This is a genomic window from Bilophila wadsworthia ATCC 49260 (genome assembly GCF_000701705.1).
GTDB classification, from domain to species: Bacteria; Desulfobacterota; Desulfovibrionia; order Desulfovibrionales; family Desulfovibrionaceae; genus Bilophila; species Bilophila wadsworthia.
In genome coordinates this window covers 1-13,929 of record NZ_JNJP01000048.1, presented here as the reverse complement: position 1 = coordinate 13,929, position 13,929 = coordinate 1, and the positions used below count along the sequence as shown (strand labels likewise).

11 protein-coding genes are annotated in these 13,929 nt (G+C 43.1%); 3 read left to right on the top strand and 8 right to left on the bottom strand.

The features are described from left to right. Positions 1 to 323: 323 nt before the first annotated feature. The 5 genes from T370_RS0114645 to T370_RS24450 form a co-directional block, all read right to left on the bottom strand. Positions 324 to 2,780, bottom strand: coding sequence for a toll/interleukin-1 receptor domain-containing protein (locus tag T370_RS0114645; RefSeq protein WP_081847565.1), 2,457 nt, complete (start codon positions 2,778 to 2,780; stop codon positions 324 to 326). A gap of 806 nt (positions 2,781 to 3,586) precedes the next feature. Next, positions 3,587 to 4,207: a hypothetical protein gene (locus T370_RS25090; protein ID WP_156034433.1), complete on the bottom strand. Its 621-nt coding sequence runs from the start codon at positions 4,205 to 4,207 to the stop codon at positions 3,587 to 3,589. 189 nt (positions 4,208 to 4,396) lie between these two features. Next, a complete protein-coding gene (locus T370_RS23715; protein WP_156034432.1) occupies positions 4,397 to 5,461 on the bottom strand; it encodes a DGQHR domain-containing protein in 1,065 nt (354 codons plus the stop codon). 2,250 nt (positions 5,462 to 7,711) lie between these two features. Then, a complete protein-coding gene (locus tag T370_RS0114630) occupies positions 7,712 to 8,944 on the bottom strand; it encodes an MFS transporter (RefSeq protein WP_029436156.1) in 1,233 nt (410 codons plus the stop codon). A gap of 376 nt (positions 8,945 to 9,320) precedes the next feature. Beyond that, positions 9,321 to 9,635: an AraC family transcriptional regulator gene (locus tag T370_RS24450; RefSeq protein WP_248604269.1), complete on the bottom strand. Its 315-nt coding sequence runs from the start codon at positions 9,633 to 9,635 to the stop codon at positions 9,321 to 9,323. 209 nt (positions 9,636 to 9,844) lie between these two features. Here T370_RS24450 and T370_RS23710 point away from each other — a divergent pair, with 209 nt between their 5' ends. Continuing rightward, the gene (locus T370_RS23710; RefSeq protein WP_051643859.1) at positions 9,845 to 10,930 is read left to right on the top strand and encodes a tyrosine-type recombinase/integrase; all 1,086 of its coding nucleotides are present in this window, start codon (positions 9,845 to 9,847) and stop codon (positions 10,928 to 10,930) included. 35 nt (positions 10,931 to 10,965) lie between these two features. Further along, the gene (locus tag T370_RS25085) at positions 10,966 to 11,301 is read left to right on the top strand and encodes a hypothetical protein (RefSeq protein ID WP_156034431.1); all 336 of its coding nucleotides are present in this window, start codon (positions 10,966 to 10,968) and stop codon (positions 11,299 to 11,301) included. A gap of 4 nt (positions 11,302 to 11,305) precedes the next feature. On the opposite strand, the gene T370_RS25545 is transcribed toward T370_RS25085, so the two are convergent. Together T370_RS25545 and T370_RS0114610 are read right to left on the bottom strand one after the other, a co-directional pair. Beyond that, complete coding sequence (locus tag T370_RS25545) at positions 11,306 to 11,482, bottom strand: hypothetical protein (RefSeq protein WP_169739157.1); 177 nt, start codon at positions 11,480 to 11,482, stop codon at positions 11,306 to 11,308. A 54-nt stretch (positions 11,483 to 11,536) separates the two neighbouring features. Continuing rightward, a complete protein-coding gene (locus T370_RS0114610; protein ID WP_029436154.1) occupies positions 11,537 to 11,953 on the bottom strand; it encodes an antirestriction protein in 417 nt (138 codons plus the stop codon). Positions 11,954 to 12,335: 382 nt separating this feature from the next. On the opposite strand from T370_RS0114610, the gene T370_RS0114605 reads away from it, so the two are divergent. Further along, a complete protein-coding gene (locus tag T370_RS0114605) occupies positions 12,336 to 13,115 on the top strand; it encodes a ParA family protein (protein ID WP_029436153.1) in 780 nt (259 codons plus the stop codon). 579 nt (positions 13,116 to 13,694) lie between these two features. Here T370_RS0114605 and T370_RS0114595 read toward each other — a convergent pair. Beyond that, the coding region (locus T370_RS0114595) for an IS200/IS605 family transposase (protein ID WP_029436151.1) at positions 13,695 to 13,929 on the bottom strand (235 nt) is incomplete at its 5' end.

Genomic DNA, 13,929 nt, shown 5'->3' with positions numbered 1-13,929 from the left:
CAACACTTGCCGTCCCTCTTATTTTTTAAAATAAGAAGGTTCGGGAGATTTGGCAAGTGGCCTCGCCCGGATGAGATAGCGAACTACGCGATTTACCGGACGGATTCCTTCCGCAATGAGAGTGACACGAGAGACATAGAAAACAGCACTTGTATTTCTCCAACCATCAATTTTATTAGTAGCGTGGCAGACCATGAAGCACTATACTGCTTTGCGCTCTAGATCAAAATATTGGCTTAACTTTGTATAGAGATATCTAATTTTAGGCCGGATTAGTTTTATTGACATCTTAAATAAAGGAAAGGGTAAGCAGAGCTCACACGCTATCGTACGACTCTGGTGACAGCCTCTCTCAGTTTGTCTCTGTATGATTCTGAATAATCATATGGAAGGTTTTCTATTTCCTCTACAGCTTTGCGTTGCATTCCACTATGTGCAAGAATAAGAATATCATTTCTGATAAGCACATCCTCATATTGTTCTAAATCTTTAATTTTATCTTTAATGATTTTTTGCACTTGATTCATTTCGACAATATTATTATCTCTTTCTGCAATGTTAAATTTAGTGAATAATGTATGTATATTTTTAGGATAATTATCAATACACTTGTTAAGTATATCGTAAGCATTGTTTGAGTTATTTTTTATATAGAACTCATATTCTGCTTTCATACATGCAAACATGCTTTGGTCTCTTTCGTCGTCACCAGCAACAGTTACATTAATAATATTAATCATAATCTCTTCAGTTTCCATGTTCCTATCATTTATATACTTTGAAAGTAAACATCTGAAATATGCTTGAGCAAAATAAATATTTGACGGGTCATCATCATATGATTCTTTTGCAAGACGAAATGCTTTATCGTGTTCATAAAGCCTAAGATAGGCTATAACAAGTTCCCTTTTTGCTCTCCTATGTTTCCTGTTACAAGATATTGCTTCATTGAGTTCTTTAATTGCCTCAAGCCAATGACGTACCTTTCTGTAGTAGAATCCACGAACAAAATGTTTATCTGCCGTATCTAAATGAATAGATTTTTGTATAACTTGTCTATCTCTCTTTCTGGCTAGAGCTAAACATAAGTAGTAATATGCTGATTTCAAAATATTGATATCGATATAGTTCTTTTTTGATATTAAATATTCAGCTATCCTAATGACCTCATTGTCATTATCTCGTTTATTGTATATGTCTTGCATACACTTCGAAAAGTGCGAAGGAAATATATATCTATTATCAATATATTTTTTCTCCAATATAGCTTCATTCATATAAAAATACAACTCAGAAGAATCAGGGATACCATGTTTATCTTCTATAAAATCTGATATAGTTTTCTCTTTAAGCTTACTAAAAGCATCATCGTTAATTTTAAACCTTTTTCTGTTTAGATAATCTCGTACTGTATCATTCATTCTGATATATTCGTTTGAGACACCATCCGACACACATACTGATAGTAAAAGTAAATCTGCTATTAAATCTTTATAAAAATTATCATTTCCAAATGAATATAGGATGTCACTAACTTTTACCAATTCAGGCTTTGCAAGGGTTGCAATAAAAGACATTTTTCTGTCATCGTCGGAGTATTTTGCTAATACTCCGTCTATCTTGCTCATATTAAACCAAACAATCTCATTTGATTTTTTTCTTACTGTATTAAAACCTTGTTCTGACAATCCCTGGGCTAAAACTAAGACCTGTTGAGGGTACCCTTGAAGCCAGTTTAGGCAAGTCTCGAACTCTGCATCTGTAAGAGAGACACCAAAAAGATTAATGTAGGCCTCCAAAAGCCACTGTCTCTCCAAAGGAGAGAGTTCAGGAATAGAAATATTCCAAATTTTTGGAGAAGGAAGATCGTAGCATTTGTATTTTGAAGAAATTGCGAGCTTGACTCCTACATTAGAGCCTTCTATATTTTCTAACATTTTTTTAAACCATTCAGCTATATTACCCTTGCTTGTTATGATACAACCGTTATCAACGATATGTGCTACTTCGTCATTTTCAATGAAGTTGTTTAACTGTCTAGACGCAATTTGAATTTTTTCGTCGACCGTTTTAGTCGATAAATTTTCTATCACCGCAGGCGTAGCTACACCCAGTTCATCGAGTTTAAATATAAAATCTTCTATGCTCTCTGTAGAACTAAGAGCAAAACCTTGAAAAGTATATTCTTTCCTGATCTTTCCTACTTTTTTTAGGCAATATGCCAAGAAAGATGTCCTGCCGATAGCCTCAAGGCCGGAAACACAATAGCATATTGCTCTGCCAAGAGTCCGATCATTGAATCGACGTTCAAATTTCTCAACATATTCATTTCTTCCTATAAATATAGAATCCTTTCGTTTAATAAATTCATATTTTTTCCACGTCATCAGTCTTATAACTTCATCAATGCATGCGACAGCTTTTTTAGGTCTAAAAACTCTTTTAAGGTTATAATCTCGCATCCATTTAGGAATTCTGCAATCATCATATTTAATCCCATCTTCTATTATTAAAGGAATAAATTTTTTATTATCGTTAAAAAACGATTTTTTATATTGACTTATTTCATACTTAACATTTTTATTCTCTAATGAACTAGAAGATATAAATAAAACAAAAATATCACATTCTTCAACAAGTCTAGTCATTTCATCAGAAGATGATCGTCCGGGAATAAATGAACGTGTATCAATTATCACTTCATCAGAACTGAGGTTGTTGGCAACATATTCTACATATCCTTTTCTATCATTATTACTATGGGATAAAAAAACACGCATCTCACCCTCCTATCACGGCGTAGCAATTTCATATGAAAATAATACTTTTTGTGATATATTTGCAACCTTTTTTTATATGTTGACCGGAACAGAATATATCTAGTGCTTCTTCACCTGTAGCGCAAAGGCATGTGTTATTTTCTTTGTCTAACCGAGCTGGCCGGGAAACGAATGTGTATGCGGGTTGTGTGTGGTTGTGGCTTTTGAGCGTGTTGGCCACTGTCTCGCCCACGGAGTGGCCGGGTTGGATGCCACGCAGGAACCGCCCCGGTAATCGGGCACTCGGCTGCCTACAGCTTCAACCAGTTCCGGATAGACTGGAAAGCCAAGGCGTTTTGGATGCTATTTCGCTCGGATGAGGTAGCGAACTGCACGGTTGATGGGACGAGTCTCTTCCGCCGTCCTGACGACTCGGGCAGAGTCAAATACGGTGTCTTTGTAAGACCATGCGTTATCTCCTGTCCTGTATACATTACATCCCCTACCGGTTGCTGAAACGTAATAGGCACCCCATGTATTATCTCCAACCTCATCTGTTTTTTGGGATGCTGTCCTAATTCCCCCCGTGATGCGCTGCATTGCGTCCTGTTGCTCGATGCCAAGAGCTACACTGTTTCCGCCAACCCCTCGGAGAAAATATCCTCTATAATTGGGTACGTTCCACCCTATGAGCGCGACCAGTTCCGAGTATACTGATATAAATACCCTCTCCAATATTATTTTATAAAGTTAAGATAGGCGATTGAACATTTGGCAAGACAACCTTTACCAAGAATTAAAGTTAAGTGATAATCCTGAAATTTGTTCTAATGGCTAATAAGAATATCAAGTAATGGATTCAACAAATTATGGTTATCTATCTGAGCTAAAAATATCTTACCATTATTTAAAATTTCATCTTGACAATTTATATAATTATTTAAAAGTCTTCTTGTTTCTATCGCTCTCGCAATAGGAAGTGCTAAGCATGCATACTCCGGTTGAAAACAATATAAAAACTCTCTGGAATGTGCATCTTCAATAAACAAATTTATGTATTCTTTTAATTTTTGAGTACTAATCCTATTAAAATTTATCCAATATTCCCAAGGAGATGGGTCTGTAAAATATTTCTTTTTGTAATTAGTATATTCTCTTTGTTCCCTTATCCATTTATAAGGATGTTTATCTTCTATTAAGTTTGTATTGAATATGTCATTACTGTTTATTATTTTATCATAAAAACAACATGTAAAAGCATGATCATTTCTTATTTTTGATAATAAATTGTTAGTTGGACTGTTGTTGATTAATAATTGTATATAGTAAAGATCTACCCATCTAACTATAATATAATTATAGCAAATAGTTGTAGCACGTAAAAAATAGAATATAGAATAGTATAGTTTGACAGTAGCCCATGAATAAAGACTTTTATCGATATTCAATATCGCTTCACATAATGTTTGTATGCCTTTTTGATAATAACAAATAGAATCTAATTTTGCTGACTCTTTTAACTCAATAATGTCTTCATGAGTAAATTTTAATGAAAGAAATAAGTTTTTTGTTTTTTATATTCATCTTGTGCAGGATAAGATAATTTTCTATGAAAAAAATCTAACACAGAGCATCTTTCATATATCATAGTCTTCTTCACCTGCAAAATCATGAGTCATAAGTCTTTCAAGATGATCTTTTATAGCTTTACGAGCTGATTTTCCGTCCATACGTTTGATATCTTCATCTAAAATTAGATTATCTTGGAGGGATATCATATTGCTAAAAGTTTCTTTCGTAAAAGACTTTTTTTCTGCACATTTAAAAAGAAGACGACCAACTAAAAAGTCTATAGCACCATTAAATCCAGAACTTTTTATAAATGGATTTTTTGTCTTATTATTCCATATACCCGATCTGTCATATGCATCTTTGATAGAATTAATATAATTAAATATAACATTTTTTTGATTATCTAAAGTATATAATTTTACCTTATTAAAAATACCAGAATGAGGCTCCAAATGAGGCTTTAAAGCTGTGACAACAGTAGAAAGAGGGATAAATCCAGCACCTCTAGCTGCACCAGGAAATTGAATCATTTGGTAGTAAGGAGATTCTTTATTTATGTTTAGCTCTTGAGCTATATCATTAGCTCTATTTATCGATAAATGTTCAGTATCATATACTTCTCTAAATAAATCATAGATTAAACTTTTAGGAACAGGTTTTTGTTCTGAATTAATATTCAAAAATATATTAGCAGCTTCACTAGTTGTAAGGTTAAGGCACAAAGAAACAAGAATACTGTCTTCTGCTATATTAGCCTTTTCTTTTATAGCTTCCTCAATACCACTTAAACGGTGCTGACCGTCTATAACTTGTGCAGATTCTTCTAAAATTGGAATTTCTACATATGACACGCCATTTTTAGTGATAATTTCAGGAGAATATTCTTTATTAGTCCAATTTAAAATAAATGTATTAAAAAATCTATTTCCAGACAACACGAAATCCTTGATAGACGTTATACGTCTCCTATTTAATACACGTTGAACAGCCCCTTCCTCTTTGGACCGACCTCGTACAGCTACATATTTTATTGCGAGAACATCCCTTATTTTCATAGGAAAAGTATAAACTTCTACTGTACTAAATTGGCTTCTAATACAAATTTCATTTACAATTGAAACTCTTGCCATCTTCATTCTCCTAATTATTTTTTCTATAAAAATATTTATACAAAAAAGCAATCAATAACAAAGATGATATTTTATATTAGATGATATCTAGTCGTTTTTAAAAAAATAAATAATTTTGATAAAATTGGCAAGTTTCATTTTACCTAAACAATGTATCGTACAATTAATGGGCTGTGGGATACTTTCCTAGGCTAGCAACAGCCCACTAGACAAGCAAAGCCCCAACAGTGAAATACTGTTGGGGCTTTGCTTGTCTAGTGGGAAAACATCTGTTTTGTCACCGGGGAGTGCCAAAAAGGACCCCGCTCATGGGGTGGTAGGTATGTCGTGCGCTTACCGCCCCTCTTGTGTTTTAAGATAAGGAGGTTCGAGGAATTTGGCAAGTTACCGCACCCGTATGAGGTAGCTAACTGCGCGATTCACCGGACGGATTTCACCAACAACAGGAGTAACGCGAGAAGCATAAAAATATATTCCCCCCCAATAGGTATTTCCTGTTCCCCCATATTTCCAGTCGTACCCCTGTCCCCCTGTGACTCCAAAGCTCCCTGATGCTCCTCCTATTCCGTGTTGGCCACCTGTCGAAAATGAGGCGGAAATTTCACGTATCCCATCGCCCTGAAGTTCCCCCAGACCTGCGCTGGAGTGGGTCACGGTACCGTGGTGGGTGGACACCTGTGAACCGTGGCCTCGCAGGAACACGCCCTGGTAATCCGGCACGCGCGAGCCTACAAGCGCGACCAGTTCCGGATACACTGGAAAGCCAGAGCGTTTTAGCTGTTATTTCGCTCTGATCAGGAATTTCACACTCCGATTTGCCGGGCGTATTTCTCCAGCAACAGGAGTGACACGAGAGGCATAGAAATCAGCACTCCTCTTTCTCCAACCATCAGTTTTATTGGTAGCGTGGCCACCATCAGACCATGAAGCACCATACGCCATTGCTCCATATGCTGAAGACTCCCCTGGACTGATTAACTCTGGATAGCTTCCCCATATTTCTCTTATCGCATCCCCTTGAAGCACCCCCAGTCCCGCGCTGGCATGGGTCACGGTTCCATAGTGGCTGGAGACTTGGGAACCGTAGCCACGCAGAAAAATTCCCCGGTAATCCGGCACGCACGAGCCTACAAGCGCGACCAGTTCCGGATATACTGGAATGCCAGGCATTTTACCTATTATTTAGCCCTGATGAAATAGATAACACTTCTATTAACCGGACGGTTTTCATTGGCGACAGGGACAACCCGTGAAGCATCAACCCCCCACGACGCACCTGTTCCATTCCCGGCAGAGCCCCGATCACCCGAATCCCATGAGTTGAATGGGCCGGTCCCAAAACCTCCTCTCCAGCCGATAGCATGGCCACCAAAGTTGCCGGCTATATTCCGAATGGCATCCCCTTGCAACTCCCCCAGACCCGCGCTGGCATGGGTCACGGTGCCGTAGTGGCTGGACACCTGCGAGCCGTGACCACGCAGGAATATGCCTCGGTAGTCTGGCACTCGCGAGCCTACAAGCGTGACCAGTTCCGGATAGACGGGAAAGCCAAGGCGTTTTGGATGCTATTTCGCTCGGATGAGGTAGCGAACAGCGCGGTTCATAGGACGGGTTTCATCCGCAGTCCTGACGACTCTGCCCGAATCAAAAACTGTATCCTTGTACGACCACGCATTATCTCCTGTCCGGTAAACATTACACCCTCTCCCCGTTGAGGCAACGTAATAAGCACCCCAAGTATTTTCACCAACCTCATCCGTTTTTTGCGACGCGGTTCTGATTCCGCCTGTAATGCGTTGCATGGCATCCCCCTGAGATTGACCAAGAGCTGCACTCTTTCCGCCTACCCCTCGAAGGAAATACCCCCTGTAATCCGGCACCCGCGAACCCACAAGTGAGGTCAGTTCCGGATACACTGAATCTGTAATGTTAATACCTCAAAATATAAGGACAACGACGAAAGAATTTCTAGCGGCATTGTCCTGCATTTTGTTATATATAATTACATAAATAGATATTTACTGAAATACATATACTTACAGAAAGCGTTCTCTGAACAGTTGCACGGTATTAGGGGTTCTAGCCGTGACAATCGCCTGCTCCATATATTGCTAATATTAACCCTGCACAAGAGCAGATTCGGAACTTTGTCAAAGAACTCCAGCTAGTTGAAAAAGAGACTCTACAGACAGGAGATCGCTAAACTATACGTATGAAGTAGTTGATAAATAATATATAATAAAACTGTAGTTAGTGGTTTTGCATGGCATTACGAAGGGTAGGCAAAAATCGCACTCCTGCTAAAAATAACAAGAGTCCGAGGCATGGAGCGGCTGCAAGAGAAAAAAAAGCTGCATCATAACTCGAATGGTGTGCAAAAAGTCCCCCGTAAGTGCTGCTGAGAGCGGCTCCTATTCCTTGGATAGTCAACACCATACCCAGTCCCATATTGATATGTCCTCCACCTTCTAAAAGACGGGCGACCATGCCTGGTGTAGCGACGCCAAGCAAACCAGCCCCTACGCCGTCAAGCAACTGCACAGGTATAATATTCCAAGGTGTATTCCATAACCCTGCAATGCATCCACGCAAGGGTAGTGCCAATAGTGCCATGTAGAAAAGCGGGCCATAACCTTTTCTCTGAGCAACATGCGCCCCCCAGAGCGCAGTCAAAATCATAGTTACTTGGGCCAGAACTACAGTACCAGCAGTATAAGACGCCGCATTCACATCGAATCTTGCTACAGCCGATTGTCCCAGCAGGGGAAGTAAAGCCGCGTTGCCGAGATGAAAGAAAAATAGCGTCATGCCAACGACCAAAAGGGATTTGTCTGTAAATAGGTAGCGGAAACTTTCAGATTTCGATTGGGTATATCCCGATTCCTCGGCAACAAGGCCACGGGCAACAGCATAATCTATATTGGCCGGGTTTATGCGCCATAAGCAGAAAAGGGTCATGGCCCCCATTAAGGCCATTACCACGAAGACGCCTGGAATACCAAAGTGATACCCTATGATGCCACCTAGCAAGGCTGTTGCGGCATTTCCCGCATGACTCCATGCCTCATTACGTCCAAGACGCGCAGGAAAATCTTTTTGTCCCGTCATTCCAAGAGTAATGCCTGTAAGCGATGGCATTATCGCTGCAGCGGCAGCACAAGACAATACTTTAGATCCGGTTGCGGCAAGAGCTCCGCTCCAGAAAAAAATAATCCCACACGCGATTACTATAAGTAATATACTGAAAGCCAGAAGTGAGCGCTTGTACCTAGTATAATCCGCAAGTGCTCCCAACGGCGTGGTGCATACAAGGCCAGCCAAACCGCCAGCAGTCATTATAAAGCCAATTTCATCTGGCCGCCATCCTTCTCCTTGCAGATAAACACCCAAAAAAGGCCCTAACCCATCACGCACATCCGCAAGAGAGAAGCATAGCAACGATAGAAAAACGAAAGATTTTCGTTTTGAAAGTAGATCTGACACTTCCCCCCCCACAGCTAAAAGCGGCTATTCTGAAGGAAAAGACCTATATCCGACTGAGAATTGATTGTATGCCAGTCCATCGCAAAGTCAACATGCATGGAGATCTCGCCCTTTCAACCAAAAGCGCTTTGCAATTTTGAGGATATAGCCCATTAGATCGCTAGACGTTTGTGGTCAAAAAAGGGTATTCGATGTACTTCGTATTTCTATGCGCTGAGTATGTTCCTTTCAAAACACGGCTGGCAAGCTTTAAGATTTTACTGACACTTTCGCCCAAAACTATGTGTTCAGTTTTTTTGGAATATCGCATTATCTACTTTTTGTTCGGTATTGTTCACATAAATCCATAATCATCCACAAATTTTAGGGGTTATTTTTAGGGGTAAAAAATGCACTTATTAAATATAATTTTATGATAATAATTGATATTTTTACAGTATTCTTTCTCACGAAGAATCATGGGAGCTAAAACCGGGATTCGTGATGGTGTATCCAAAAGTTCAACAACACGGGAAAATACCTGCAAAAGATCTTTGCCCGCCTCGTACACTACGACAGAAGGCACTTCTCCTTCTTGGACAGTAACTACGGAAGGGGCTTTCGTAATTAACTGAGTGATAATGCGTCTGTCCAGCTTTACGGAGAGCGAAAGGAACGGCGCTTGAGGCGAAGCATCCGTTGAGGACCGCAAGAAACCGTTTTCGCCACTCTTGCGTACCCTCTGCAAAATCCTGTGCTACTATTTCCTCAGACAACCCCAACTAGTTCCGGATACACTGGTAGGAAGACAAAAAGGGGTTGCTGTGCCTTACGTTCCGGGGGATGACAGGCCAGGCAAACCATATACGAATTTTGACGGATGGAGCGTAGTCACAGTATTTCCCCCTTGGAGGGAAGATTATGGCAACAATCCGTTATTCCATGCGCCAGAAAAAATGGATAGTGACGTGGAAAGTACGAGGTGCAACTTTTCATCACGAATGCGCATCTGAAGAGTCTGCTCTTTCGTTCTCCGAAATCCAGAGGACCATATCCCCAAAAGAGAAGGAACGGTTCACGCAAACCAAGCCCATCCGCAAAAGCATCACCATTCGGGAACTGTTCGATCACCACTTCAGCCTGTGCTCAAAACGTCCGATAACAATCAAGCAGGATCTCTATCACGCGAGACCTCTGCTCCAATCCCTAGGAACCAAGCAAGTAGCGTCCATAACTCAAAAAGAAATTCTGGCTTTTTGCAAATCCCAGAAAGCATCTGGTCTGGCCCAATCCACGATCCACAGGCGGATTTCTCTGCTGCGTTCAATCGCAAGTTGGGGAAAAAGAGAAGGGTATCTATCTTCAGCCATTGAGAATTGCTCCGTTTCAAAAGGGAAAGCCAGAAGAACTCCCCCGCCGACCGTCTCGGAACTCAATGCACTCCTGCGCGTCGCTGTCCCGCATGTCCAGCGCGTCATCCTACTCGGCATTTATACGGGTGCCCGCATCGGCCCGAGTGAACTCTTTTCCCTGAAATGGGATGATGTGGACCTCACACACGGCGTCATCAGTATGCCCAACGCAAACAAGGGTAGCAAACTGAAAAAACGAGACATTCCCATTCGTAAGGATCTGATCCCCACTCTCGCCCGCTGGCAACACCAAGACGCGGACTGTCCATATGTCATCAACTGGTCGGGAAAGCCGGTCCGGAAAATAGCCGCCGCATGGAAAACTGCACTCCAGAAGTCAGGCATCAGGGCTATCCGGCCATATGATCTGCGCCACGCCTACGCAACCTACTCCATCCGGTCTGGAGCCGACATCAAGACTAGCGCAGAGATCATGGGACATGAAAACGCCAGGATGATCCTCGAAGCCTATGAGCATGTCGATTGGGCACAAAAAGTCAGGGCCATCGAGGGAATGCCGGATTTTTTTCGCTCTAGCTCCGAAAGCCGTCCGCAACCCCATCCCATGAACGACGTCCGCGAAAGCGCGAGATAGACGAGCCAGGCGCAAAGTATTGTGTACGGAATACCGTGCCAGCACTCAACGACAGGAAACACCTTGTCCACTCTGAAATCGAAAATCAGTATGGCAATCCAGCGGATAAAGACGCTGATCATAAGCGCAATGCCAAAACACAGAATCCGTGCGGACCTGAATGCCGTAGCCAAAAAGAACGCGGGCACAAGTATGAACTTTCCCAACAGACAGAACAGAAAAAGCTGAAGGAGGAAATCCATAAGCCACCTCCATTCGTCGCCAAGCCAGAATACCGCGCCGAGAAACAACATGACCGTACTCAGCCCCGAAATGACAGCACGCATGACAACCTCCATGACGGGGCACCCCAATGGGATGCCCCTGGCTAACAGGTTAGGCGAGTAAGATCTCCTTCATCTTACCGTTCGGACAACGCTCCTTGATGATCCGCATCATTTCTTGAAAGGTACATCTGCGCGGTTCGGATTCTCCGGGCAGCGAAAACGTATAGGATTTGACGGAACCCTCGTCTTGCGCGTATCGTCTCTCATCGGATTTCTTGATGTTCATCTCATGAATTCCTTTCATGTCCTCTGCCGGTGGCTTCCGGCAGAGGACTTTTTATTAGTCTATGGCCGCGTAGATCGCCTGGGCTTCAGGATGTGACTCGATGTAGTCATAGAGCTGCCGATGCTTTTCTCCAAAAGCAGGGCTGATCTGTTCGGCAAAATCGTTAAGCGCATAGAGAGTAACGACTATTCCGGCGGCATCTGCCGACATTTCATCGTTAAAATAATTTCCAGGCCATGTGAGCCACATCTTCTTTTCATCTGCGGGAGCTATATAAAAGCCGCCGTTGCTCAAATCATAAAAATTCCAGTATCCTCCGTCATAATGCGGATAAAGTCTCCGCATCCAACAGTAGACATGCCGCTCAAAGGCAAGCATCTTCGCCATTCCTACATGCCGAAGCCAGAAGTTCAGCCGGTCTTCGTCGGCTACCTTCGTCGCTGTGATGATTTCCATTTCCAGATTTTCCATCGTGTCCTCCTTGGACGTTGCGAGTTTTTCCCTGGAGTTGAAACCTGCCTTTATGCAGTTCCCCCCGAGGGCTTTCACCAAGTGAAAGAAGCCCTCGGGGGGAACTGCTCAAAGGCGTGTCAACGCCAAAAAAGAAATCTGGAAATAAAGGGCCTGCTTCCGTGACGGAGAGAGCGCAGCGAGCGACGGCGCGGAAGATGCGCCTCCGGCGCACCCTCTTCCTCTTTTGATGGGGACGGTGAGCTGCTGAAGGATTCCGCACAGCGGAATCCTTCATAAGACGCTTCGCGTCTTATGCTCTATCCTTATTTACATAAATATGTATTTACAATATCACGTATACATGCAATAGTATAAATACATACTTACAAGGAGAACAAGCATGTATATCTGCGCAATAGCCAATCAAAAAGGCGGCGTAGGCAAGACAACGACGACGCATAATCTGGGTGTTCAGCTTGCCAGAAATGCAAAAAAACGAGTATTGTTACTCGATTTGGACGCTCAGGGGAATCTGAGCGATGCCTGCGGTCTTGAGCCGCAAACGCTGGAACGAACCGTTTTCGATGTCCTAGCAGGGAACGTCCCCATCGCTGGAGCGAAGAGCACGCTGGAAACGGGGTTGGATATTCTTCCGGCCAACATCCGGCTTGCAGAAGCGGAACTGGCGTTTGCCGGACGAATGGGGCGGGAAAATCTGTTGAAGAAAGCTCTCTCCTCTGTTTCGGGCGAATACGATTACGTGTTGATCGATTGCCCGCCTTCTCTCGGGCTTTTGACCGTCAACGCCCTCAATGCGGCGAACGGATTGCTCGTCCCGGTACAGGTCGAATATTACGCTCTGGCGGGACTCGCGCTCATCAGGCAGACGGCAGAGCTTGTCCGAGATCTCAATCCCGATTTGGAAATCCTCGGACTCGTCCTGACGTTTTTTGATGCCCGAAAGACACTCAATAAAGATGTGGCCGCTGCCCTCGCGGACGAATGGGGAGACGCGCTGTTCTCGACGCGCGTCCGCGACAACGTGAGCCTTGCGGAAGCCCCCAGTAATGGGCAGGATGTGTTCAGCTACAAGCGAGGCAGTTACGGCGCAAAAGATTATGCGGCCTTTGCCGCCGAATTTCTGGAAAGGACGGAGGGATGCTATGGGACTCGGGGATAGAGGGAAGAACCAAGTAAAAAAAGGGAGCCCCAGCGGGCTGTTCACCAGGACGGAACCCGATGTTACAGAAATACATACTTCTAGTAATACAAAAACACAGAACACTATAAATACAGAAATACAAGAATCTCTGCCCGAGAAAAATGACCAGAGAAAAATGTACAACATATCTCGGTCATTGTCGGAACGCCTCCGAAAGTATGCTTTCGATGAACGCCGAAAAGAAGTGGACATAGTGCGGGAAGCACTTGATGAATACCTGAAAAAACAGGGCTATTAGGGAGGAAAAATATGCGTCGTCTGGTTCTATTGCTGGCTGTTTTGGCCCTGTCCGTAGGGCTTTATGGTTGCCATCCTCATCATCGGGGACCGGTGACACCACCTCCGTCACATCATGGACAGCACATACCTCCTCCGCATCACTACTGAGTGGTTCTTACACTGTCGCCCCCCACATCAATCAATACAAAAAAAAAGGAACCCACCGGCCTAGCCGGTGGTTCTTCATCTGCGCCTGTAAGGCTCTGTTACCAGCAGCGCCCTAACAGGCGCATAGCGAATCTGGCATCGGCATTTCTGTTACTTGCGGCCCGTGAACGGGCTACCCGGGTAGGGAAGGCAAAGCTGCGTACCCAGTTTATCCTCTTCCAGCTGTTTCTTTATGTAATCCCTAATCTTCTCTTTGTTCTTGCCTACCGTATCCACGTAGTAGCCCCGGCACCAGAATTCACGATTGCGGTATTTGAACTTCAGATCGCCAAATCGTTCATACAGCATCAGGCCGCTTTTACCCTTCAGATACCCCATAAATCCC

Bases quoted from the DNA above. Each gene is read 5' to 3' on its own strand.
- T370_RS0114645 (WP_081847565.1), bottom strand. From the start codon at position 2,780: ATGCGTGTTTTTTTATCCCATAGTAATAATGATAGAAAAGGATATGTA.
- T370_RS23715 (WP_156034432.1), bottom strand. From the start codon at position 5,461: ATGGCAAGAGTTTCAATTGTAAATGAAATTTGTATTAGAAGCCAATTT.
- T370_RS23710 (WP_051643859.1), top strand. From the start codon at position 9,845: ATGGCAACAATCCGTTATTCCATGCGCCAGAAAAAATGGATAGTGACG.
- T370_RS25545 (WP_169739157.1), bottom strand. From the start codon at position 11,482: ATGAACATCAAGAAATCCGATGAGAGACGATACGCGCAAGACGAGGGT.
- T370_RS0114610 (WP_029436154.1), bottom strand. From the start codon at position 11,953: ATGGAAAATCTGGAAATGGAAATCATCACAGCGACGAAGGTAGCCGAC.
- T370_RS0114605 (WP_029436153.1), top strand. From the start codon at position 12,336: ATGTATATCTGCGCAATAGCCAATCAAAAAGGCGGCGTAGGCAAGACA.